Annotated in this window: 24 protein-coding genes; 7 read left to right on the forward strand and 17 right to left on the reverse strand. The window is 40.5% G+C overall.

Features of this window, described 5'->3' with window-relative positions; all coding sequences use genetic code 11:
* Nucleotides 1–477 precede the first annotated feature (477 nt).
* From LPA49_RS05250 to gpmM, 4 genes are read right to left on the reverse strand one after another with little or no spacing between them, the layout of a single operon-like run.
* Complete coding sequence (locus LPA49_RS05250; protein ID WP_230235905.1) at nt 478–1254, reverse strand: divergent polysaccharide deacetylase family protein; 777 nt, start codon at nt 1252–1254, stop codon at nt 478–480.
* Nucleotides 1255–1289: 35 nt separating this feature from the next.
* Nucleotides 1290–2558: a S41 family peptidase gene (locus LPA49_RS05255; RefSeq protein WP_118844631.1), complete on the reverse strand. Its 1269-nt coding sequence runs from the start codon at nt 2556–2558 to the stop codon at nt 1290–1292.
* 36 nt (nt 2559–2594) lie between these two features.
* Nucleotides 2595–3734 carry a murein hydrolase activator EnvC gene (locus LPA49_RS05260; RefSeq protein ID WP_118844630.1) on the reverse strand — a complete coding sequence of 380 codons (1140 nt, stop codon included), beginning with the start codon at nt 3732–3734 and terminating at the stop codon, nt 2595–2597.
* A 3-nt stretch (nt 3735–3737) separates the two neighbouring features.
* The gene (gene gpmM / locus LPA49_RS05265) at nt 3738–5282 is read right to left on the reverse strand and encodes a 2,3-bisphosphoglycerate-independent phosphoglycerate mutase (RefSeq protein ID WP_036965871.1); all 1545 of its coding nucleotides are present in this window, start codon (nt 5280–5282) and stop codon (nt 3738–3740) included.
* A 191-nt stretch (nt 5283–5473) separates the two neighbouring features.
* Here gpmM and LPA49_RS05270 point away from each other — a divergent pair, with 191 nt between their 5' ends.
* The 4 genes from LPA49_RS05270 to gpsA are packed head-to-tail and all read left to right on the forward strand — an operon-like array spanning nt 5474 to nt 7734.
* Nucleotides 5474–5905, forward strand: coding sequence for a rhodanese-like domain-containing protein (locus tag LPA49_RS05270; protein ID WP_036965874.1), 432 nt, complete (start codon nt 5474–5476; stop codon nt 5903–5905).
* 31 nt (nt 5906–5936) lie between these two features.
* On the forward strand, nt 5937–6194 hold the full coding sequence (gene grxC, locus LPA49_RS05275) for a glutaredoxin 3 (protein ID WP_036965877.1): 258 nt from the start codon (nt 5937–5939) through the stop codon (nt 6192–6194).
* A 40-nt stretch (nt 6195–6234) separates the two neighbouring features.
* Nucleotides 6235–6723 carry a protein-export chaperone SecB gene (gene secB / locus LPA49_RS05280; protein WP_036965880.1) on the forward strand — a complete coding sequence of 163 codons (489 nt, stop codon included), beginning with the start codon at nt 6235–6237 and terminating at the stop codon, nt 6721–6723.
* A 3-nt stretch (nt 6724–6726) separates the two neighbouring features.
* The gene (gpsA, locus tag LPA49_RS05285) at nt 6727–7734 is read left to right on the forward strand and encodes an NAD(P)H-dependent glycerol-3-phosphate dehydrogenase (protein WP_036965884.1); all 1008 of its coding nucleotides are present in this window, start codon (nt 6727–6729) and stop codon (nt 7732–7734) included.
* A 51-nt stretch (nt 7735–7785) separates the two neighbouring features.
* Here the strand turns inward: gpsA and LPA49_RS05290 are convergent, their stop codons facing one another.
* Together LPA49_RS05290 and trmL are read right to left on the reverse strand one after the other, a co-directional pair.
* Complete coding sequence (locus LPA49_RS05290) at nt 7786–9666, reverse strand: bifunctional diguanylate cyclase/phosphodiesterase (protein ID WP_118844629.1); 1881 nt, start codon at nt 9664–9666, stop codon at nt 7786–7788.
* A 106-nt stretch (nt 9667–9772) separates the two neighbouring features.
* Nucleotides 9773–10237: a tRNA (uridine(34)/cytosine(34)/5-carboxymethylaminomethyluridine(34)-2'-O)-methyltransferase TrmL gene (trmL, locus tag LPA49_RS05295; protein ID WP_036965886.1), complete on the reverse strand. Its 465-nt coding sequence runs from the start codon at nt 10235–10237 to the stop codon at nt 9773–9775.
* A 193-nt stretch (nt 10238–10430) separates the two neighbouring features.
* Between trmL and LPA49_RS05300 the strand changes: the two genes are divergently transcribed.
* A complete protein-coding gene (locus LPA49_RS05300; protein WP_074988960.1) occupies nt 10431–11339 on the forward strand; it encodes a cation diffusion facilitator family transporter in 909 nt (302 codons plus the stop codon).
* Here the strand turns inward: LPA49_RS05300 and LPA49_RS05305 are convergent.
* Genes LPA49_RS05305 through LPA49_RS05315 form a run of 3 tightly spaced genes read right to left on the reverse strand, consistent with a single transcriptional unit; the run spans nt 11318 to nt 14336 of the window.
* The gene (locus LPA49_RS05305) at nt 11318–12259 is read right to left on the reverse strand and encodes an alpha/beta fold hydrolase (protein WP_036965889.1); all 942 of its coding nucleotides are present in this window, start codon (nt 12257–12259) and stop codon (nt 11318–11320) included. The genes LPA49_RS05300 and LPA49_RS05305 overlap by 22 nt on opposite strands.
* Complete coding sequence (locus LPA49_RS05310) at nt 12260–13645, reverse strand: ATP-binding protein (RefSeq protein ID WP_118844628.1); 1386 nt, start codon at nt 13643–13645, stop codon at nt 12260–12262.
* Between the two features lies 1 nt (nt 13646).
* Entirely contained in the window at nt 13647–14336 is a 690-nt protein-coding gene (locus LPA49_RS05315) for a response regulator (protein WP_036965892.1), read from the reverse strand.
* A 171-nt stretch (nt 14337–14507) separates the two neighbouring features.
* Between LPA49_RS05315 and LPA49_RS05320 the strand changes: the two genes are divergently transcribed.
* Nucleotides 14508–15038: a Spy/CpxP family protein refolding chaperone gene (locus tag LPA49_RS05320; RefSeq protein WP_051501715.1), complete on the forward strand. Its 531-nt coding sequence runs from the start codon at nt 14508–14510 to the stop codon at nt 15036–15038.
* A 61-nt stretch (nt 15039–15099) separates the two neighbouring features.
* Here LPA49_RS05320 and yacG read toward each other — a convergent pair whose 3' ends face one another.
* The 8 genes from yacG to nadC all read right to left on the reverse strand — a co-directional run bounded on the left by yacG (nt 15100) and on the right by nadC (nt 23307).
* On the reverse strand, nt 15100–15333 hold the full coding sequence (gene yacG, locus LPA49_RS05325; RefSeq protein WP_036965896.1) for a DNA gyrase inhibitor YacG: 234 nt from the start codon (nt 15331–15333) through the stop codon (nt 15100–15102).
* 67 nt (nt 15334–15400) lie between these two features.
* Nucleotides 15401–17077 (reverse strand): type IV-A pilus assembly ATPase PilB, encoded by a 1677-nt coding sequence (gene pilB, locus LPA49_RS05330; RefSeq protein ID WP_118844625.1) that lies wholly within the window; start codon nt 17075–17077, stop codon nt 15401–15403.
* A 162-nt stretch (nt 17078–17239) separates the two neighbouring features.
* On the reverse strand, nt 17240–17848 hold the full coding sequence (coaE, locus tag LPA49_RS05335) for a dephospho-CoA kinase (protein WP_180311094.1): 609 nt from the start codon (nt 17846–17848) through the stop codon (nt 17240–17242).
* Nucleotides 17849–17850: 2 nt separating this feature from the next.
* Complete coding sequence (locus tag LPA49_RS05340; RefSeq protein ID WP_180311093.1) at nt 17851–18747, reverse strand: A24 family peptidase; 897 nt, start codon at nt 18745–18747, stop codon at nt 17851–17853.
* A gap of 179 nt (nt 18748–18926) precedes the next feature.
* Nucleotides 18927–20156 (reverse strand): type II secretion system F family protein, encoded by a 1230-nt coding sequence (locus tag LPA49_RS05345; protein WP_180311092.1) that lies wholly within the window; start codon nt 20154–20156, stop codon nt 18927–18929.
* Nucleotides 20157–20175: 19 nt separating this feature from the next.
* The gene (locus LPA49_RS05350) at nt 20176–21471 is read right to left on the reverse strand and encodes an O-antigen ligase family protein (protein WP_180311091.1); all 1296 of its coding nucleotides are present in this window, start codon (nt 21469–21471) and stop codon (nt 20176–20178) included.
* Between the two features lie 46 nt (nt 21472–21517).
* Nucleotides 21518–21961 (reverse strand): pilin, encoded by a 444-nt coding sequence (locus tag LPA49_RS05355; protein ID WP_180311090.1) that lies wholly within the window; start codon nt 21959–21961, stop codon nt 21518–21520.
* A gap of 497 nt (nt 21962–22458) precedes the next feature.
* Nucleotides 22459–23307 carry a carboxylating nicotinate-nucleotide diphosphorylase gene (nadC, locus tag LPA49_RS05360; protein ID WP_180311089.1) on the reverse strand — a complete coding sequence of 283 codons (849 nt, stop codon included), beginning with the start codon at nt 23305–23307 and terminating at the stop codon, nt 22459–22461.
* A 189-nt stretch (nt 23308–23496) separates the two neighbouring features.
* On the opposite strand from nadC, the gene ampD reads away from it, so the two are divergent.
* Nucleotides 23497–24039 (forward strand): 1,6-anhydro-N-acetylmuramyl-L-alanine amidase AmpD, encoded by a 543-nt coding sequence (gene ampD, locus LPA49_RS05365; RefSeq protein WP_180311088.1) that lies wholly within the window; start codon nt 23497–23499, stop codon nt 24037–24039.
* The last annotated feature ends 1 nt before the right edge of the window (nt 24040 follow it).

Consider the following 24040-nt stretch of genomic DNA (forward strand, 5'->3'; position numbering starts at 1 on the left):
GTATGCCATGCTGAAAAAGGGCACGCGTTATGAACCAAGCCTACTAGCAAATTAACATTTAGTCTTCGATAACAGAAATAACTGTATTGACCAAGAACCTGCGTTAAGCGGTTAGACCCACCCTTGATAGCCTGTAAAGTGATTAGTGTGTTAAAACACCGAGTAGGAGAAGAGGCACAAGGGCGCGAATACATCATAGGGCCGAGGTAGCTCCTCATTATGAGCCCGCATATAAGTACGCAGTCTAACAAAATTAACGAAGGGTATTGTGCAATAGGAGGAGTCCATATAAGGCACTTGATTGCCGAAGTATCTGATATGCCCTTCACACATAACCGCTGGCGTTCACGGTTAAAGCCATTACTACGCTTTATGATCACGATGTATCGATCAAAGGTGATGTTGTGCGACCTCTGCGTCTATCATTAATGAAGGGAACTTCGGCATATTTACATCCTATTTGAGTATGTCGCTCTTTCATTCATCATTTGCACGATGCTCAGCTTGCTTTTGCTCTGCATTAGCTAATTGGATGTATTTGTTTTCAACCAATTGTGAAAGAGGCACAAGCTCAAAACCTTGCTGTTGAAGTTCTGGTAGGGCGTGATGCAAAAACGCGACTGTTTCTGGGTAGGGATGTGCAATAGCGATGGCATAATTAAAATGCGTCGCTTTTAGTTTAAGTTCTTCTAGTTGGTGCTTAAGCTGGCTTTCAGTCACGATATTGTCTAGGAATACATGTCGAGAAACATTGGCAACACCATAAAGATTAGCGACATTTTGTGCTTCACTTTGGCTTGTTGTTCGGCTATCTAAAAAGTATAAACCTCGTTTTTTGAGGAGCTCCATCGTCCACTTCATAGGCTCTGTTAATTGCGTTAACTCAGAGCCCATGTGATTGTTTACGCCTTTGACTTGTGGCAATGATGCGAGTGCGTGCCCCAGTGTGGTTTGCAGCTGTGTTTTGCTCATTGAGTCTGTTAAAGCACCAGGACCTAAAGCTTTTGTTTTATCTAGCGCCTGCATGGGGATATGCAAGAGAAGTTCTTTGTTGGTTTTGCTCGCTCTCTCGGCAAAAATTTGTGAGTAAGGTGTATGGGGCAAGATTGAAAAGGTCACTTGCCCTGGTAAATTCAAGATATCAAGATCGCGTTGGTGGTTGCCTATGTCATCTATAACGATGGCTATTTGCTTTGCTTGGCAAAATAGTGGGAAGCAACACAGCGTCAGTAGTAAGCCTTTGCGTAAATTCACTTTTTGTAATTATTATATCCATTGTGTGTGCTTACTTACTGCATAATAATTAACTGCTTTGCAGTAAGTTGCTTTTTATCTTGTTTATCAAGGAGTGAGCTAAAAAGCGACAACCCTTGTATATTTTTTATTATAACGTCTTGGTCAATTTCTGAAAGCATTGTTTGATTTATACTCACATCGGGTGCGATCCCTTTACCATCAATTGATTGCCCAGCAGGTGTATAGTAACGTGCTGTGGTAAGTTTGAGAGCTGTATTTCCATTTCCTAGTGGAATCAAAGATTGTACTGAGCCTTTACCAAATGAGGTCTCTCCAACCAAGGTCGCTCTTTGGTTATCCCTCAGCGCTGCGGCTAATATTTCTGCTGCAGATGCTGAGTTTTCATTAATTAATACGGCGATTGGCGCGCCAGAAAGAATATCACCGCTATGTGCTTTATAGTATTGATTTGCCTCATTGAAGCGTCCTTTTGTAGAAACAATCGTACCACTATCTAAAAACAGATCTGCAACTTCAATTGCACCTTGTAGCGTTCCTCCAGGATTATCTCGTAAATCAATAATTAACCCTGATAACGGAAAACCATTATTAATTTGCATTTTAGCCACGGTTCGTGCGACATCATGCAATGTATGGTTATTGAAAGCATTAATACTCAATAGCGCAACGCCTGTATCAGCAAGGTAGCTTTGCACGCTTTCTAGGTTTATTTGTTGTCGCTTTATTGAAAAGTTGAGTTCGGTTACTTGCTCTCGTTTTACGGAAACATCAACGGCAGCTTGGCCACTTTCACGAATAAGCCTTGCAACTTCTTCTATGCTTTTATTGACAATCGGTTGTTGATTTATAGCGGTTAGCTCATCATTTACTTGCAGACCAGCTTGCTCAGCAGGGGAGTTTTTAATCGTATTAACAATATATACGCGACCATCGGTAACTTTAACCTCGATGCCAAGCCCAGTGTAACGCCCATTGGTACTACTAAATATGGCATCGAGCTCAGTTTCGTCTAAATATTTAGAATAGGGGTCTAAACGCTCAAATAATGCTTCTACTTGTTGATTCGTTGGCTGAGATTCAAAGCTATTATGAAGTTGAAGATCGTCAACATAGTAAGTATTTATATTAAACAAAATTTCATTGAGTTGCTGGTGATGTAGTGACTTTAAAGATGGTTTAGCAACCCCATTAAATGATTGCATTAATAAGCATAGTAAGGCTAAGAGTAAAATAAGATGTAGCCCAAAGAAACGCTTAGATGGGATGAAATGGATTTTGTCTATGTGATTGATATTTAGCATCAGCTGCTCCTCATAGGGCGCAGCTGATTTAATCAATTAAATACGTCTGCACCATTTTACAGGATTTACTGCGCGTCCTTTGTGGCGTATTTCAAAGTATAGACCAGGATCTGTTTGTCCGCCGCTTTGGCCTACTAATGCAATGACTTCACCTTCTCTGACAAGGTCGCCAACATCACGAAGTAGGGTTTGTGCATGCCCATATAAGCTCATAAACCCATCGCCGTGGTCAATAGCAATAACCCAACCAAAGCCATTGAGCCAGTCAGCATAAACGACCTGACCATTTTGTACGCTTTTGACGTTACTCCCTTCCTTCGCGCCAATTAACACGCCTTTCCAATCGATATTTCCATGTTTGCGTTGGCCAAAACTGTGACGGAGTTTTCCTTTGGTCGGCCAGTTGAGTTTTCCTTTACTGCTTTGTAGTCCGAGAAGTTCAACTTTTTCGCTTCGTTCTTTTTCTAACTCTTCGATGGCGGTAACGAGGGTTTTCTCGTTCTCTTTTAAATAATCAATCGAACTTTTTGTTTCTTTAAGCGCTGATTGTAATTTGTTGAGATTGCGTTTTCGTTGTTCTTGAGCGGCAATTAAAGCTTGCTGGCGTTTTTTCTGCTCGTTGTGTAATTCAACTAAACGAAGTTTTGTTTGTTCTAGTTCCGCCTGATTTTCAGCAATTTTTATTTGCAACGCTTTCAGCTCTTCGAGTTGCTCAATGCGTGCTTTGTTTAAATAGTTATAGTAACTGAGCGTACGTTCAATTTTGGCCGTGTCTTGTTGGTTCAGCAGCATTTTTGAGTAATCATGGCTACCTGCCATATACGCACTTTTTAATTGTGCTGCGAGGAGGGTTTGACGTTTTATTTGCTCTGCTTGAAGTTGCTGAGCTTTGGCCTGTTGTTCGCGCTGTTGTTGTTCGTTTTCTTTGACCGATTGTGCTGCTAGGTTTAATGCCTTAGCATTTTTAGCAATATCGAGTTCGTGAGCACGAAGATCTTTGCGCATATCGGCTATCGACTTGCGTTGACCTTCAAGCTCGGCCTTGGTTTTTTGTAGGGCCGATTGAATATCAGATAAGTCTTTTTTGGTTTGAGCTTCATTAGCAACAACCGAAGTTGCTACTAATGAAGTCAGTATTAAACCAGTTTTGAGTAAGTGGTTAATACGTCTGCTCATCGTTTATTTCAGTGTCATAATTGGAGTGCCAGTCATTTCGCTTGGCTGTTCTAAACCCATTAAGTGCAGCATGGTTGGTGCTACGTCACTGAGTGTTTTTCCATCTTGTGGGGTTGCGTCACGGCCTACATAAATGAATGGCACTGGCTCGCTGGTATGTGCGGTGTGTGCTTGGCCTGTTGCTGGGTTAGCCATTTGCTCAGCATTACCATGATCCGCAGTGATGAGTGCTTCGCCACCGTGCTCTTCAAGTGCGTTTATAACACGGCCAATACAGTGGTCGACTGCTTCACACGCTTTTACAGCGGCTTCAAACACACCTGAGTGACCTACCATATCACCATTAGGGTAGTTACAAATGATTGCGTCGTACTTGCCGCTGGCAATAGCTTCAACGAGCTTATCTGTCAGCATTTCAGAGTTCATCTCAGGTTGTAAATCATAAGTGGCCACTTGCGGAGAAGGAATTAACTCGCGTGTTTCACCCACAAATTCGTCTTCTCTACCACCACTGAAGAAGAATGTGACATGTGCATATTTTTCTGTTTCAGAAATACGTAGTTGTGTTTTGCCTTGCTTTTCTAACCATTCCCCAAACACATTGGTTAGTGGCTCTGGTGCAAAGGCGACAGGGGCTTTAATATCTGCGGCGTATTCCGTCATCATTACAAAGCCGCTCAGTGCTGGAGATTTCTTTTTCTCAAAACCACTAAAATCAGCATCAACAAATGCGCGCGTCATTTCGCGTGCTCTATCGGCCCTGAAGTTGGCGAAAATAACGGTATCGCCATCATTAATTTCAGCCGCCGTTTGTCCCTCAGGTACGAGGGTTGTTGCCGCTACAAATTCATCATTTTCATCACGTTCGTACGCTGCTTCAAGTGCGGTTACGCCGTCTGTGTAGGTGTGCTGCGCGATACCACTTACCATTACATCGTAGGCAAGCTCAACACGGTTCCAGCGATTATCGCGGTCCATTGCATAGTAACGGCCAACAAGGCTGGCTAAGCGGCCACAACCTAGTTTTTCAAATAAAGCTTCGATGCGCTCAATAGACGCTTTAGCGCTGCGAGGTGGGGTGTCACGACCGTCTAAGAAACCATGAAAGTAGACGTTTTTTGCGCCACGCTCTGCAGCTAATTCAATGGTCGCTACAATGTGGTCTTCGTGACTGTGTACACCACCTGGGCTTAATAAACCCATAATATGCACTGCTTTTTCTGCCTTAACGGCTTTGTCTATGTTATCAACTAATGCAGGGTTACTCGCGAACTCTCCATCTTCGATTGCTTTCGTGATGCGAGTGAAATCTTGATAAACAATGCGACCTGCGCCTAAGTTTACGTGACCTACTTCAGAGTTACCCATTTGTCCTGCAGGTAGACCTACATCAAGTCCCGAACCTGAAATTAAGGTATGCGGACGTGTTGCCCACAGGTTATCGAGTACGGGTGTATTAGCAGCGAGTATTGCGTTACTTTCTGTGTCTTCACGGTATCCCCAACCGTCTAAGATCATTAATACCAATGGTTTTTTATGCTCTGTCATTATAGCTCCTGAAGATTGGCACTTATATATCACTAGCATACCGTGTTTTAAGGTTTTGATCAGCTATCAATATGTCATATTAAAATATTTCACGCCCTAGCATTTTCGGTTCAAGCACGTATACTTGCGTGGCATATTTTAATAATCCCATGGCTATGCGCTGTGGTACCCAATTTCTTAGTGGAAAACGCATGGATCAATATATTGAATTTATCTCAAATCATCCGGTTTTAAGTATCATCTGGCTGGCATTGGTAGCGATGCTGATCAGCAGTTGGTTTAAAAGTAAATTTTCAGCGATTCGCCAAATTAACCCGCAGCAAGTTACGTTGTTAATTAACCGCGAAGATGGTCAGGTTGTTGATATTCGAGCGCAAAAAGAATTCAACTCAGGTCGTATTGCAGGTGCAACGCACTTAAATCCAGAAAAAGCCAAACAATCTGATTTCTCAAGCCTTGAAAAGTTTAAGAGTAAACCCATTATACTAGTATGTACCACGGGCATGACCGCCTCAGGTATCGCAACGGCTATGCATAAAGCAGGTTTTGAACGTGTTTATGTATTATCTGGTGGTATGGGAGCTTGGCAATCTGCAAGTTTGCCAACAACGACTGGCCGCTAACAACACGTAACAGCCCGATAGAGGAATTATTATGACGAATGTTGTTCTTTACACAAAAGCATACTGTCCATATTGTCAACGCGCTATGGCGTTATTAGATAGTAAAGGTGTAAGTTACACAAACATTGATATTGGTGTGCAGCCTGAGCGTCGTGAAGAAATGATCGATAAAGCTAACGGTGGATATACCGTGCCACAAATCTTTATTAATGATGAGCATATCGGCGGTTGTGACGACATGATGGCAATTGAAGCGCAAGGCCTTTTAGACGCAAAGCTTAACGCTTAATAAATTTAATTATAAAAACGAATACAAGTTAGGAATTACAATGAACGAAGAAAACCAAAACGCAGCAGCAGAACAACAAGCAGGCGCTCAATTCACTATTCAACGCATCTACACGAAAGATGTTTCATTTGAAACGCCAAACTCACCAGCTATCTTTCAAAAAGAGTGGACTCCAGAAGTTAAACTTGATTTAGACACACGTTCTAACAAGTTAGAAGAAGGTGTTTTTGAAGTTATTCTTGCGCTGACAGTGACAGCAACAATTGGTGAAGAAACGGCATTCCTTTGTGAAATTCAGCAAGCTGGTATTTTCACGATTGCGGAAGTAGAAGAAATTCAATTAGCTCATATGCTAGGTGCTTTCTGCCCGAATGTACTTTTCCCATATGCGCGTGAAGCGGTGTCTAACCTTGTTAACCGTGGTACTTTCCCACAGTTAAATTTAGCACCTGTGAATTTTGATGCACTGTTTGCTCAATACATGCAACAGCGTGCAGCGCAAGATCAACAGGTTACTGCAGACGCATAAGTTATGACTACAGCACAGTCAGCTGTTACAGTTTTAGGGGCGGGGTCTTATGGCACCGCCCTTGCTATTTGTTTCGCCAGAAATGGTCACCCCGTTACTTTGTGGGGGCGAAATAGCGATGACGTTGCCACGCTTGCAGCTGAGCGAAAGAACCAACGTTATCTTCCCGATGTCAGTTTTCCTGAAACGCTTCAATTAGAAGCCGATTTAGAAACCGCTGTAAAAGCAAGCCAAATAGTGCTGGTTGTCGTGCCTAGCCATGCTTTTGGGGCAACGCTTCAACAAATTAAGCCTTGGCTGAATGATGATGCAGAAGTGGCGTGGGCAACGAAAGGTTTAGAACCTAATACAGGGCGTTTATTACAAGAAGTGGCGGTGCAAGAGCTTGGGGATGATATTCCTCTTGCTGTGTTGTCTGGTCCGACGTTTGCGAAAGAAATGGCGATGGGCTTACCAACCGCTATTTCGGTCTCTGCCACATCGACAGAGTTTGCCAAACAACTTGCTGAGTTATTGCATTGCGGACGCTCATTTAGGGTGTATAACAATAATGATTTTATTGGTATACAACTGGGTGGAGCCGTAAAAAATGTCATTGCTATCGGCGCGGGGATGTCGGATGGCTTTGGTTTTGGTGCGAATGCTCGTACAGCGCTTATTACCCGAGGCTTAGCTGAGCTTTGCCGTTTAGGTTGTGCACTTGGAGCGCGTTCTGACACCTTTATGGGAATGGCAGGATTAGGTGATTTGATCTTAACCTGTACAGATAACCAATCACGTAACCGTCGATTTGGTTTAGCATTAGGTAAAGGTGAAGGAGTCGAAGCTGCAATTGACTCTATTGGTCAGGTTGTTGAAGGTTATCGAAATACCAAAGAAGTGTATTTACTGGCACAACGAACCGGTATTGAAATGCCCATCACTGAGCAAATTTACAAAGTACTTTATGAAAATAAAGATGTAAAAGAAGCGGCGATGGCTTTACTAGGTCGTGAGCAAAAATCTGAATAGCCACTGCTTGCTGAGTAACTATTTTGAAAGCCTTGTTTGAAACAAGGCTTTTTATTTTACAGATTGTTTATCTACTTCATTTTTATTAATAAAATTGGCTACTTGCTCTGCTTTAAGTGGCTTACAGTAATAATAACCTTGTTGATAATGACACCCCATAATATGGAGCATATACGCTTGCTCTTCGGTTTCAACGCCTTCTGCAACAACATTAATGTCTAGGTATTTAGCCAACCGGACAATGGTGGCGGTGATATTTCTATCTTGCTCATTTTTATCAATATCTTTTACAAACGATTTGTCTATTTTTAATGTGTCGATAGGAAAACGCTTAAGGTAGCTCAGCGAAGAGTGCCCCGTACCAAAGTCATCCAGTGTAATATTGACTCCTAAGGCTTTTATGCGTTTCATTTGCTGCTCTGCAAATTCGGGGTTATTCATCATTGCACTTTCTGTGATTTCTAACTCTAAACAACGAGCAGGTACATTATACTTTGTTAAATAATCAACGAGCATTTCGATTAAGCTATTTTGCTGAAAATGCAACGCAGAGATATTAATGGCAACATTGCCAAAAGGCACATCTTGTTTTTGCCAGCTTGCAAGTTGTTGAAGTAATTGCTTCATTAATAATTGGGTAAGGGGGATGATTGCACCATTCTGCTCTGCAAGCGGAATAAATTCATCTGGGTAAATTAGACTGCCATCATCTTGTGGCCAGCGAACGAGTGCTTCAAAGCCATGTAAGCGATTGTGTTGTACATCGTATTTTGGTTGAAAATACAGTACAAATTCATTGTTGGTGATTGCTTTAAAGAGGGCGCTTTCTTTTGTTAGTTCGGTGGGGTCTAACGTGTGGCGTTCTTTATCAAAAAATTGATAGGTGTTTCGGCCCATTTTTTTGGCGTGATTAAGTGCGCTGTTAGCGCTGCGCATTAAGTTTTCACCGTTGTAAGCATTGTCTGGATAGATGGCAATCCCGCAACACGCTGACAGTGAGGTTTCAATACCATCGAGCATGAATGGAGTCTTAAATTGTTGTAGCACTGTATCTGCAGTCTTTTTAGCAAAGAAAATGGTTTTGCCAGCATAGAGATAAGGCGGCACTAAAATAGCAAATTCATCAGCTCCAAGCCGCGCAATAGTAAAGCCAGAATTAAGTGATGAAGTTAAACGACATGCCACTTCTTTTAATAATACATCGCCTAAAGTATGGCCGAGGGAATCATTTATCTTCTTAAAATTGTCGATGTCGATAAACATAATAAGCAGGCTAGGGTATTCGTCATTACAGGCTTTAATCGCTTTTTCGAGCGATTCAATAAAAATGGCTCTATTTGAGAGCCCAGTTACAGAGTCGCGAGTTGTTAGCGTGAGCATGGTGCGTTCGTTATTCTTACGAGCGGTGACATCACTAAAAAGCCCTACATAGTTAACAGCTCGTTTAGTAAATCGCGGTGTTGAGACTTTTGTGATTGATAAATCAAGTGCATAAGGCTGACCATCCTTGCGCAAGTTCCAGATTTCACCAGACCAATATCCGTCTTGTGCGAGCTCTTGTTGGATCAATGTTTCGAGTTGTCGATCGCGGCCATCTTGTGTGAGTGCTTTAAATTTTTTCCCTATAACATCCCCTCTTTTGTAGCCTGTTATTTCGCTGAAGGCATTGTTGATGTCTAGTATTCTAAATTGTTCATCGCAAACCCATATCGCATCTTTCGATTGTGATAAAAGAGCATCAATTAACATCATTTTTTGATTCTTCTGGTAATAAATAACCGCAATGAACAGTGCAATAATGACAAGTAAAATGAGAAAGAACAGCGGGGTTGGGTTGTGTGGTTGCGCTAAATTAAGGTCAGCTGTTGTTGCAGCGCCCACAGAATGCTGCAACAGTAAAATGAGACTGTATACCAGAGTTAAAAAGCGCATTAATAATCATCATTTAGAACAAAAAGCCATCTATTTAGATTAGTTCATAAAAAAAGGTCGTGCTAAATAATTACAAGTTATTTATTTAATGCGCATTTTCAATGAGTTATTGACCGTTTACAAAACCAAGCTGACGCCATGATTCATAGACAAAAACGGCGACAGAATTTGATAAATTCATGCTTCTGCTGTCTTTTTGCATCGGAATACGCACACGCTGCTCTTTCGGTAATGACTGAATAAGCTCATCGGGTAGGCCGCGTGTTTCAGGGCCAAATACTAAACAATCGCCAGGTTGATATTGTGCTTGATGATGAAACTGGCTGCCTTTGGTCGTACAGGCATAGACTTTTTTGGGCTTACACTTAGCAAGGTAATCTTCGAATGATGCATGACGTTGTACGTGGCTAAATTCATGATAATCAAGCCCTGCACGCTTTACGCGTTTATCATCCCACTCAAATCCTAATGGTTCAATTAGGTGTAAGGCATAGCCTGTATTGGCACATAAGCGAATGATATTACCTGTATTGGGCGGAATCTCTGGTTGGTATAAAACGATATCAAGCATGTTTGTCTCATTGTTAGCATTATGATCTGCGGCAGATTATACACAACTGCAGCGTGAGGATCTTGCAGGATTTAAGTTTGTTTACCGCCGATAGCTGTGCTTTATTTATTCTAAATAGCGCTATGTAACATGGGGTAAAACCCTCTAATATGATGATATACTAAAACCTTGTAATGTCTGAAGGTAAAATGTTGTGCAACATCGCAGTTATGAGTTTTGGGTAAAAACCGCCAGCATAGTCACCATTGCTATGGTGAGTTTAATGATTGCAGCAAAAAGTTGGGCATGGCTTGCTTCAGGCTCTGCATCGATGTTGGGATCGCTCACCGATTCTTTAATGGATATTACCGCATCTTTAATGAGCTTTTTAGTGTTAGGTTATGCGCTACGCCCTGCTGATGATGACCACCGGTTTGGTCATGGCAAAGCGGAAGCTCTTGCTGGGCTTGCTCAAGCTGCTTTTATCGCTGGTTCTGGCTGTTTTTTAGCGTTTCATGGTGTTGAACGTCTTTTTAACCCTGTGATACTTAAGCATTCCGACTTAGGTATTTGGGTGAGTTTATTTGCTATTGTTTGTACTTTGGTGGTGGTGTTTGTGCAAACCAAGGTTATTAATCATACCGAATCAATTGCAATAAAAGCGGATTCAGTTCACTACAAAGGCGACCTTATTTTAAATTTAGCTGTTTTGCTTGCCATCCTATTGGCAAAGTACGGCATGACGTATGCGGATCCTATTTTTGCTATTGGGGTGGCTGTTTACTTACTATATAACAGTTGGGATATTGCCCGTGATAGTGCCGACCATCTGATGGACAAAGAGCTGCCAGAGGATGAAAAAACAGAAATTTTAACCATCGTTAACAGTCACCAAGATGTCTTTGGGGCCCACGATATCCGCACGCGACAAGGTGGTAAAATTAAGTTTATTCAAATGCACTTGGAACTTGAAGACAGTCTCTCGTTAATTCGTGCCCATCAGGTGGCCGATGAAGTTGAAACAATGATACAAACTCACTTTGCCTGTGAACTGGATATACTGGTGCACTTAGATCCACTTTCGGTGGTTAAAAAGTCTCGTCAGAGTGCCTCAAAAAACTGATATAAGTCACTCAATACTGCCTGCCTGATTTCATCTCGCTCGAAAAATAATTCGTGGCGAGCATCAGGGTAACTTTTTAATTTTGCCTGTGTTTGTTTATGCGCAAGTGCATGTTGCGCCGCATTATCGACAACGGTATCGCGCCCGGCACTGGCGATAAAAAGTGGAATATCTACTTTTCTATCGACCAATGAGGCGATAAATTCAAACGATGCATTGAGCCAGCCATACGTCACACCACCAAGTTGTAAGTCGGGCTCTGCAAGATAAAGCGCTCTAAATTGCTGGTACCTTATCTCACTGCTGGTTAATTCATTAACCGAAAAATCAACGGGCAAGTAGTCTGTTTGACCAAATGCATAACGATGACTTAAGCCTAATTGTGAGGCTATTTTCGCGGCTAGTTTTGCAATTGGTTTTGGTGTGCCTTTGGTATAAATATCAAACATGGGGGCAGATAAAAACGCGCCCGAAAAAGAATGTGTGTAGCGAGACAAGTAATCATAGGCAATTGCACTGCCCATTGAGTGTCCGAGTAATACTCGTTGGCCCTGCCAATGAGCATTGACTACCTGCTCGTTAAAAACGGCAAAGTCATCTGCATAATCAGTGAAACGTGTGACATGGCCTTTATGAGCGTTTTTTAAATGGCGATATGAACGGCCTTGACCTTGGTGATCAACAATAAAAACGGCATAACCATTTTGGTAAAACTCCCACAGTAACTCTTTGTATTTGAATAACGACTCAATTCTGCCACTACTAATAACAATGGCTTTTTTAGCTTGCTCTGGAATGGCAAAGCCATAATACAAGGTACCATGTTCAGTGCTTAAGAAATCTTGTTTTAATTGCTCATTAAAAAATGCATTTATCTGTTTAGCATTTATAGTAAGGTGTGCTTCATCGCTGTAAAACATTTACTCACTCTTTATTGGTAAGCGGATTTTAACGCAGAGTCCGCCATGTTCTTGGTTTTCGAGTGTTAGTGTACCATCATGTGCTGAGATCGCATTCTTTGCAATAGCCAGTCCTAAGCCTGTGCCACCCGAGTTTCTATCACGAGCATGCTCTTGACGGAAAAATGGCTCACACAGTCTAGCTAAGTAGGCTTCTTTAACCCCATTTCCATCATCACAAATGGTGATATAGAGAGCATCAGACTCAGCTAAGCTCAAAGAGATATGATGGTGTGCATATTTAATCGCGTTGCGTAGTACATTTTCGAGTGCACTGGCGATTAAACTCTCGTCGCATGGTATATCTGTGTGTAATTGGCCATTAATCGTCAGCTCTTTGTGACATTGTTTGGCCTCAAAGTGAGCATCATTTAATACATGATCAACAATAACTTGAACCGATTGCTTGCTTAAGGATAAAGCTTGGCTTCGGGCTTCAAGCCTTGATAGTTGCAATACATCGGCAATCATTTTATCAAGCTGGTTTGCTTCTTTTTCTATTCGTTCGAGGTATGTCTGCTGACTATCATCAGCTTGCATTTGTGCCAGGCCTGTTGCCATTTTTAAGCGTGTAAGTGGTGAGCGTAGTTCATGGGAAATATCTGCAAGTAAGCGTTTTTGTGCTGTTATAAGCTGCTCAAGCTGGCTCGCCATTGTATTAAAGTCACGTCCTAACACCCCCAGTTCATCTTCGCGAGCCGTTGAGAAAACTGCTCGTGCGGTTAAGTCACCGTGGGAAAGTTTTTTTGCAGTTTCTTTTAAACTATTGATAGGGGCAATTAAGTTTCGGCTAAAGAAAAAGCTCAGCATAAGCGAGGCAATTACGGCAATCAATAACTTGAGCCAAGTAGGCATTAACCACAACCCGACAAAAAAAGGCTTTTTACGTTTTTCGTCAATTTCATATAAGTAAAACTTACCTTCGGGTACGTTAATTTCTACAGGACCATACGCTTGGTATTCATCAGTAAAAATAACTTGTGGGCGCATATGCTTTGTAAAATTTAACAAGCTCAAATCAATCTCTTTCGAGACGGGTTCACTGAGCATTTCGACACCATGAACTTCGCCATTTAAATACAGTAACTTATGTTTAGATAAGCGAGGGTGCGATACAATTTCTTGAGTCGGTTTACCATGCTTTGCCACAATACGTTCTATACTTTTCGCGGTGTATTCTAGGTTTTTAAGCATGGGGCCGCGTAACTCATCATTCCCTACATTGCTGGTTAATTGGCTTAAAAAGACTAGCAGAGTAATGGTTGCTATGACTGTAACCCAAAACCATGCAAAGATTTTTAAGAACAAATAATGATGTGGCTTTTTTATCCAACTCGGAAAGGTCATATTATTCACCTTGAATTAGTACGTAACCGCTACCACGCATGGTTTTGATACGCTCGCTATTTATAAACTCTGCAATTTTCTTTCGAATATTACTCACATGCATGTCAATGGAGCGGTCGAAAGGGGCTAGTCGTCTGCCAAGAACTTGCTCACTAATTTGCTCTTTACTGATCACTTCACCGGCATGGCGGACTAGCATGGCCAGTATTTCATACTCAGTTCCCGTTAAACTTAATATATTGCCACTGACAGACGCTTCACGAGTCGCAAAGTTAATGTGAATACTATTGACACTGAGTGAACTTGTTTGCTGGCTCGATAGACTATTAATATGTTCGATACGACGGGTTATTGCTTTAACTCGCGCCAGTAGTTCTCTGTGATTAAATGGCTTTGGTATGTAGTCATCTGCACCAAGCTCTAAACCAAAAATACGGTCAAAGTCTTCCCCTTTGGCTGTGAGCATAATGACAGGCGTGAGTTTATGTTGTCGAAGTTGCTTGAGTACTTCAAAGCCATCCATCGACGGTAGCATGACATCAAGCAAAATTAATTCGTAGTTGTATTTTAAGGCCTGATTTAGGCCTTGTGCGCCATCATGATAACAATCAACTGTAAAGCCTTGTGCTGTTAAATACTCGCTTAACAGCTCGCACAGCCCTGTATCATCGTCGATCATAAGTAATTTCATTGTGGCACCTATTGCACTGTTTCTTTAAGGCTATTCTACTCAGTAAATTGTGTAAAAGTGAATCTTTACACAACCTTTACACTGGTTTGCGTTCCTTTGCATTGAAGTGAGTATAGTGAATCCATCAGTTAAAAATAACGACAGAACACAACCCAACAAAAGGTAATGACTATGACTATTTCAAATAAGCTTTCTAAATTCGTACTTGTTTGTGGTTTAGCTGCAGCAAGTGTTGGTGCAACATCAGTAATGGCAAAAGGGGATATGCACCGAGGCATGAATCCGCAAGCCGGTTTTTTATTGTCTGAGCGTGGAATTAATAAATTACAATTAACAGAAGCACAGCAAGTCCAGCTTAAAGCGATTTTTGCTGAGCAAACAACGCAAATGAAGGCTCTTCGTGGTGATAAAGGCAGCATGAAAGACAATAGAATAGCCTACAAAGAGAAAATGGATGCACTCTTAGCGACCCACGCATTTGATGAAAATGCAGCACGTGAACTAATTAAAGCCCGCCAAGAAAAAGGTGAGCAATTTGCGTTAATTAAAATGAAATCAGAGCATGCAATCTGGCAAGTTCTTAACGCAGAACAGCGTGAAAGCTATCAAGAAATTAAAAAACAGCTGCGTAAAAAAGGTCACAAAAAGGGGCTACACAGAGTTGATGGTGAGCGTAATAAGGCTGAAAGAACACATAGCTAATATGTTCCGGCGCATTCGTTAAACTAGAAAACGCGGCTAATGAAGCCGCGTTTCTTAATACTTATTCTTTGAAAAATGAATCATCATTCTTAGCGAGCATAGCCTCGATATCTTCAATCATATCTTGGTTAAGTTCGTTTGCGCTGGTGATGGGGGAAGAAATCTTGTTATTTTCAAATGACCACTCACCTAGATCGATCAGCTGACAGCGTTTTGAACAAAAAGGGCGATACGGGCTTTGTTCTGACCATTCTACTTTTTCTTTGCAGGTCGGGCAGTTTACAACGGTTGGCATGGTGTGATCTCTATTAAGCAATTTTAGCTGATCTTACTAAAGCTCAGCCTAAGAATCGAGTCGCGAGTTAAAAACTCGTGACCCGATTTATTTCAGCTAGCGAGGTGACACCATCCGCCGCTTTTTTTAATCCCGATAGACGTAAGTTATTAAATCCTGATTTTAAAGAAACCTCAGCAATTTCGAGTGAATTACCTCCACGCATAATAATTTGCGCAATTTCAGGGGTAATTTGCATGACTTCGTAAATACCTACTCGTCCCTTATAGCCATCGGTACAGCTATCACAGCCTTTTGGAGAAAACAGCGTGAGTTTGCTCAATGTTGCGGGGTCAAAGCCTTGGCGAATAAGTTCTTCATCGGGCAGTTTTTCTGGGGTTTTACATTTCGGACATAAACGTCTGGCCAGTCGCTGTGCAATGATAAGACTAATTGAACTTGCAACGTTGTATGCCGGAACGCCCATGTTTAACAATCGAGTCAGTGTTTCTGGCGCTGAATTTGTGTGCAGTGTCGATAAGACTAGGTGGCCTGTTTGCGCTGCTTTAATGGAAATTTCAGCTGTTTCTAGATCTCGTATCTCACCGACCATGACGACATCGGGATCTTGACGCAAGAACGCTTTTAACGCGTTGGCGAACGTCATATCTGCTTTTGTGTTAATTTGTACTTGGTTAATGCCTTCAAGGTTGATCTCAACCGGATCTTCCGCAGTACTAATATTGCGCTCAGGTTGGTTCAAAATATTCAAGCCGGTGTAAAGAGATACTGTTTTACCAGAGCCTGTAGGACCTGTCACTAATATCATCCCTTGCGGCTGTTCGAGCGCATCCATGTAGAGCTTTTTCTGTTCAGGCTCATAACCCAATACATCGATGCCAAGCATAGCACTTGATGAATCAAGAATACGCATTACAATTTTTTCGCCCCACAGCGTTGGCAGGGTACTGACACGAAAGTCGATACTTTTACGTTCAGTAATTTTTAATTTAATGCGGCCATCTTGTGGTTTACGTTTTTCGGCGATATCTAAGCGTGACATAACTTTTATGCGCGCAGATAATCGACTTGCTAGGCTATTCGGTGGGCTTGCCATTTCGTGTAAAATGCCATCAATCCGAAAGCGCACTCGATAACGATGCTCGTATGGCTCGAAGTGTAAATCTGATGCCCCTTTTTTTATTGCATCCATCAAAATCTTATTGATGTAGACAATAATAGGCGCATCGTCTTTGTCTTCATCATTACTTGGCATATCGCGTGGTTTATCGGTGTCGAGATCGCCAAGCTCTTTAAATTCGTCATCCGTTAAATGTAAGCTACCGGCCGCATCGAGCAGCTGCTCTATTTTATTTTCTAGCTGGTTGTAATCAACCACTACAACTTCACAAGACAGACCTGTACTAAATTCAAAGTTTTCAAACGCACCGTAATCAGTAGGGTCCGATGCCGCTATATAGAGCTTACGGCCTTTCTTTATCAGCGGGAGGATATGATGCTCGCGAATGAGCTTTTCTTTTACTAACTCATCAGAAATAAGTGATACATCGAAGTCTTTGATATCAAAATAGGGAACACGGAACAAGTCAGTGCATTGCTCTGCTAATTCATGCGCGTCTATACCGCAGCTCTTAGAAATGAGCTCAGCTGTGGAGTTATATTCTCGTTGCTTTAATTTGACGGTCTCTGCATCAATGCGACCTAATGTGATAAATTTTCTCAGTAACGGTGAGTTAATATTCATTGCGCACCTTAATTTGATCCTTTCTATGCCAAATCTATCAGAAAAAAGCAGGGTATAACATCAGTCTTGTCGATTTAGGCAAAATTGCAAAATAAATTCACCCTTTAACTCAGGTATTTATAATTTGTATTAATGTTTTTGTATTAGATGGGTGTGTATTTTTTAGCATATAGTTTCAGCATGAGTTAAATATTTTTGATGCAGCTTTTTCACATCAATCGCAACTTCAGATAGAGCGCGATCATTGTCTAAAATATCATCGGCTTTTAGCTGTTTATCGGCACGAGACATTTGTGATGCAATAATTTTTTTCGCTTGAGCCTCAGAGACATTGTCGCGTACGCTGGTCCTAGTAATTTGAGTTGTGACGGGGACATCGATGAGCAACGTATGGTTGCACAATTTTTCTAAACCGTTTTCAAATAATAAGGGCGCAACTAAAATTACGTAGTCGCTGGTGGCTTGTTGCAGTTGCTTAAGCATGGATTCCCTTATTAACGGGTGTAGTAAAGCATTGAGCCATGCTTTTTCTGTTTCATTATCAAAAATAATGCCCCTGAGCTTCGCGCGGTCAAGCACTCCCTCGCTGGTGAGAATAGTTTTGCCAAAATGCTCAACAATTTTTTTAAGACCTACACTGCCTGGCTCGACGACCTCTCTTGCGACGATATCGGCATCAACAACCGTGATCCCTAACTTTTCAAACATCGCACTCACAGCACTTTTGCCAGAGCCAATACCACCCGTTAAGCCTAAAATCCAGTTTGCCATATTTAATGACCTAAATAGCTAAAATAGATAGTTTGAATTTGCTCACCCCACAATAAGGTTACCCAACCGGCTATCGCAAGGTAGGGGCCAAAGGGAATAGGCGTGGTTTTATCTTTGCCTTGAATAATAATTTGCAGCATACCAATAAGAGCGCCAACGACACTCGAAAGCAACACGATAGTTAAAATAGCCTGCCAACCAAGTAACGCTCCAAATACCGCGAGTAATTTAAAATCGCCATACCCCATGCCTTCTTTGCCAGTAGCAAGTTTAAAGAGCCAATACACACTCCATAAACTTAAATAGCCAATTGCAGCGCCAATAATCGCATCAGAAGGGGCGATTGTGATGTTCATCACGGCTGCTATCAATGCAAGCCAAACGAGCGGTAAGGTAAGTTGGTCAGGCAAAAGCATATGATCAATATCAATGAACGTAAGCGCAATGAGCACCCATGTGATTACAATATAAAGTAACGCAAGTTCAGATGCGCCAAATACAACTGCAACCGCGATGCTTAAGCTGGCTGTTAGCATTTCAACAATGGGGTAGCGAACAGAGATTGGCGCCTCACAACTTGCACAGCGGCCTTTGAGTATTAACCAGCTGATAACAGGAATGTTCTGCCAAATCTTAATCGGTGCCTTACATTGTGGGCAGGTTGAATTAGGTGTGACTAAATTAAAGGGAGTAGGCTCTTCAGTATGGTTAATTGTTTGCTCATCGGCCAATAACAGACGGCACTCTGATTGCCATTCTCGTTTCATCATCAGTGGTAACCTGTAAATAACGACATTTAAAAAGCTACCAATACACAGACTCACAAGTCCTACAGTTAACAAATAAAACCACTGTTGAGATTGCATCACGGTGGCTATATCAAGGAAAAAATTTTGCATTAAACTACCTAATTTTTGGCTTTTAGAAACAAGTTTAGGCTTGCAGGCCTGAACGAATTACTCAATGTCTTTTTTATTATTTTAATCAATAGCCATTCAAAATTGTAAATGACTACCTAAGCTGTGATTAGTAAAAGCCTAGACAGCATCAATATACCAACTCAATTTTTACTTATCGATTAAATGACGGAACCTAACTGGAAAATAGGTAAATACATAGCAACGATTAAACCACCGACTAGCACACCAAGTACAGCCATGATCAACGGCTCCAATAAGCTCGAAAGGCCATCGACCGCGTCATCAACCTCTTGCTCATAAATAGTGGCTACTTTAGCAAGCATGCCATCTAATGAGCCTGACTCTTCACCAATTGCGACCATTTGGATCACCATATCAGGAAATATTTTAGAGTTTCGCATTGCCCAGTTCATCAAATTACCTGAGCTCACTTCTGCTTTTATCTCTAAAATAGCGTAACGGTACACTGCATTACCTGAGGCTCCCGCGGCGGAGTCGAGCGCATCAACCAAGGGCACACCCGCAGCAAAGGTTGTTGAAAGAGTGCGTGCATAACGAGCCACTGCTGCTTTATTTAAAATCATGCCAATAACAGGTAACTTTAATATAGCTCTGTCGTTGGCATCTCTGAGTTTTTTGCTTTTAAGCAGCGCTTCTTTATAGGCATAGCCAAATGCAATAACAGCAATCAGCATTATCCACCAATATTCTTGCATAAATTCAGATATACCTATCACCATTAAAGTAAAGGCGGGAAGCTCAGCACCAAAGCCGTTAAAAATCTCTTGGAATTGAGGCACCACAAAAATAAGTAAGATTGAGGTAACGATTAAGGCCACAACTAATACCGCAATCGGGTAAAACATTGCTTTTTTTATTTTAGATTTTAATGCTTCGGCTTTTTCTTTATAAAGAGCGACACGGTCGAAAATTTTATCAAGGGCACCCGATTGTTCACCCGATGCAACAAGGTCGCAATATAAATCATCAAAATAACGGGGGTGTTTGCGTAAAGCTTGCGAGAGTGGCACACCCGCTTTTACTTCGTCACCAATTTCTTCCATCAGCCTAGCAACACTTTTATTTTTAGCACCTGAACCTATCATTTCAATAGATTGAATAAGCGGCACACCAGCCATCAGCATGGTCGCTATTTGGCGTGTAATCAGGGCAATGTCTTTAGGGGTGATTTTTTGTACATGTTTAATGCCAAATAATGGCTTTGCTTTGCGCTTAACTTTAGAAGGAGTAATTCCTTGTTTACGGAGCTGTGCTTTGACCAATGCTATACTCTGACCAGAAAGTTCACCTTCAAGTTTCTTTCCTCTGGCACTTAAACCAACCCATTGAAAAGTATCTAATTTATTTTTTTCTATTTGTTTTGACATTTTCAATCCTATTTGGGAGTTACTGGCAACTTGACAAAAAAACTTGTCCATTTGCCCAGAAATTAGGTCCTGATGGTATATGGCTTTGGCAATTAAAACTTATCATACTAAGAATAAAATAAATTAGAGCAACTGCATATATAAAGATAACTTTATTAATGCTAATTCTTACACTTTTATTAGTTTTTCGTAACTCTTTTATTATTAAACCTGCTAGTATAAAAAGAAATGTTTGTGGGATCGGCATAATTGTTATACCACTTACAAGTGAAAGTGAAAGTAGCGCTAAAAATGTAAGAAAACAACAATTAAAAGTATTGTTATCTTTTTTAAATTTTAAGTAATCTAGTGATTCACTTATAAGGTTAAAAAGTAAGTAAAGAATTAATAACGTTACTATAGCTCCCCAATCAAAGAGTAAAGATATTACGCTATTGTGAGGATGGCTAACTCCATAACTGTCTGATTTAAATGTACCAGCCCCATTTCCGAATAAAATAGTTTTAAAGTTAAAAGATCTAATTACATCTTCCCATAATGCTAATCTTCCTGAGCTGGTTTCTCGAAAAAGGCTATCCCTTGTAAGTGATACAGGCTCAGTTAAAATGTAGATGATAAATAGAAATAAAGAAAAAATGAAGAGCCAAAATACTTTATTTAAAACTTCCCTATTTATTATTTTCATATAAGCACCAATAAAAATAATAATTATTATTGCTAGAGAAGCTCCCCTAGCTGAACTAATCATTATAATCAAAAAGTTTAAGACTAAAGATATAGCAGTAATGCTTTTGAAGTTTTTATTCATTAATAGGTATAGTGAGAAGCATACGCATATGACTTGGAAATGATTAAAAAAACGAATGTTATAGAATCCGGAAAAAACTCCATCTATAAAAAAATCTGTATTGTTATATAAATAAAAAAAATAGTTTAAAAAAAACATACCAGAAGAGAAAATGCTCAAAATTATTGATGTTATAAATAATGGCAATTCTAAATCTTTTTGGCTTATTCCAAGTTTTATTAGTGCTGTCAGCATAAAGATGTGTAAAAGTATTAAAAGTGAATAAAAAGGATTTTCACTATGAAATACACTGATCAGAGAAAATGTTAATAGTAAATATATTATGTTTTTATTTTTTGAATCACTAATATTGGATGAGATTAGGTATGGGATGCATAGAATTAATAATGCAATTTGAGAGGCTCTTTTTTCATTAAAAAGGCCAAAATATAGAGAATCCCAAAAAGGAGCAATACTAATAATTAAAAAAATTGGTAGGTAAAATTTATGTGGAATATTTTTTATCATAGGATAAAGAAGCTCTAATCAAGAGCTTCAATATTTATAGATTTTATTAAGTTCTACGACAGTTTTGAGGTACAAATTTATTTAATGTATTTGAGCTCACTTCACACTGCCAAAGTATCGAGTTGGCGCTATAGGTAGGCTTGAATGCTATTGAAGCTGTATCAAGAGCTGTGTTCGTACCTTGTATAGTTACTGTTATCAAACCATCAGTACCAACTGAAACTTGCTTTACATATGTTGAAGTGATATCGGTTGCAGCTGCAATTCCTACTTTAGTATTGGTGTTACAGTTTGTTAATGCGCCATTTGAAATTGCACATTCACTTACGGCTGTTTTAGCAGAGCTACCAAATGCAATAACCTCACTAACCTTAGCACGCGTAGTATAGTCTTGATATGCTGGCAGGGCCACTGCAGCTAGAATACCGATGATTGCTACTACAATCATTAATTCAATTAGGGTGAAACCCTGTTGCTTTTGTTGTGTCATTTTGTTCCTCTCCTAAAGGATATGATGTTTTGTAAGTTTAGCTGTTAGATCAGCATTGTAAAATCGATGCTAAACATACAGGACTATTCTTACAGTTTTACTTAAAACTTCTGTTAAAAATCGTGATTGTTAACAAGTTGATTTTAAACTTTTGTTCATTAAGTGTTTGTTAATTTACTTTAGCATCAATTAATGTATTTGAAAGCAATTTTCCGGCTAGATAACTGGTTTTTCAGAAGTTTCCTACTTTAGTTTGAGACAGATCAAGCTTAAAAATCCATAATTGAACTATTTATACACATGCATCCTTGCTGGAACTTATTGAATTAATTGTAAACTTACGTAAGTCATTAGGACACAATGATACTAAAGAACTAAAAGCACTGAAAAGTTATTGATTTTTTGTTACCGATTCAGGCTTTTTACGTATTTAATGCTTTTTTTATTTCGTTGTCAACGAATTAGGTAAACATTAAATACGCAAAAATGGGGTGGGGTTACGCGTTAAAGCGCATCGATAGGTCGATTGATTGTAAATTTTTTGTAAGTGCGCCGCTTGAGATAAAATCAACACCTGCTTGCGAATAAGCTTTTAGTGTTTCAAGGGTCATATTGCCAGACACTTCTAATTTTGCTCGCTTATCAGTAAGGATGACGGCTTGCTGTATTTGTTCCACAGTAAAGTTATCAAGCATGATGATATCAGCACCCGCATGAATGGCTTGCTCAAGCTCATTTAAAGATTCAACTTCGACTTCTACAGGTTTTGATGGATGATTAACTTTTGCTTGTGCCACGGCTTTATCAATGCCACCACATGCTGCAATGTGGTTTTCTTTAATTAAGAATGCATCGAATAAACCAATACGATGGTTCGCGCCGCCGCCGCATTTGACTGCGTACTTCTGCAATGCACGTAAGCCCGGAATCGTTTTACGGGTATCAAGTAACTGCGTGGTTGTTCCTGCAAGTTCTTTAACGTAGTGGGCTGTGGTTGTTGCTGTTCCCGAAAGCGTTTGCACAAAATTAAGCGCTGTACGCTCTGCGGTTAAAATGGCACGTGCAGAACCAGACGCTGTAAATAAGGTGGCATTTGCAGCGACCTTATCACCATCGTTTACTAATACATCAACTTTTACCGTTGCATCTACTTGCTTGAACACTTCTAAAATAATGTCTTTGCCACAAAATACAAAGTCTTCACGAGTAATTACTTTGGCATTCGCTTGCTCGTTTTCAGGGATGAGTTGAGCGGTGATATCACCGTCGTTTGCATTTTGGTAATCCAAATCTTCATCAAGGGCGAGTTTAACCAGTTGGCTAATTAAAGAGTGAGGGACTGACATGTCGAAAGCTCATTGTTTATTAATAAATTGACTAAATTTTACTATGTTTGACCTTGTATTAGAAGTTAAAGATTTATCGCTAACGTGGATTAAAAGTCCTTGTGGGTGGCTTCACAAATGAATGCGGCTAGACCCTGAGTAGCGAACCATTTACACTGTTTAACTTTATTGTCATTGTTAGTTTTTAATATGCATATAAACGAATTAGGCCAGTTAAACAGTGTGTTACAGCGGCCATGCAGGCATTATGATGCGCGTCCTGATAATGAAGTGTCATTACTTGTGATTCACAATATTTCGCTACCCGCAGGGCAGTTTGGCACGCGATATGTGGATGATTTATTCATGGGTTGCATAGACTGTGAGGCACACGATAGTTTTGTTGACTTAAAGGGGCTTAGAGTGTCTGCGCATTGTTTTATTCGTCGCACGGGTGAAGTGATTCAATATGTGCCATTTGAAAAGCGTGCTTGGCATGCCGGTGTGTCTGAGTTTAATGGCCGCCAGCAATGCAATGACTTTAGTGTAGGTATTGAGCTTGAAGGTACTGATACTGAGCCGTATACCCAAGCACAATATAATGCATTACACTTAGTGACAAAGGCACTTATGGATAAATACCCAAAAATAACTCGCTCTCGTATTGTCGGCCACTGCGATATTGCACCCGGTAGAAAAACGGATCCGGGCGAGAGTTTTGATTGGCCATACTTTTTTGATTTAGTGTTTTAAT

It is taken from the genome of Pseudoalteromonas sp. MB41, assembly GCF_020966275.1.
Lineage (GTDB): Bacteria > Pseudomonadota > Gammaproteobacteria > Enterobacterales > Alteromonadaceae > Pseudoalteromonas > Pseudoalteromonas lipolytica.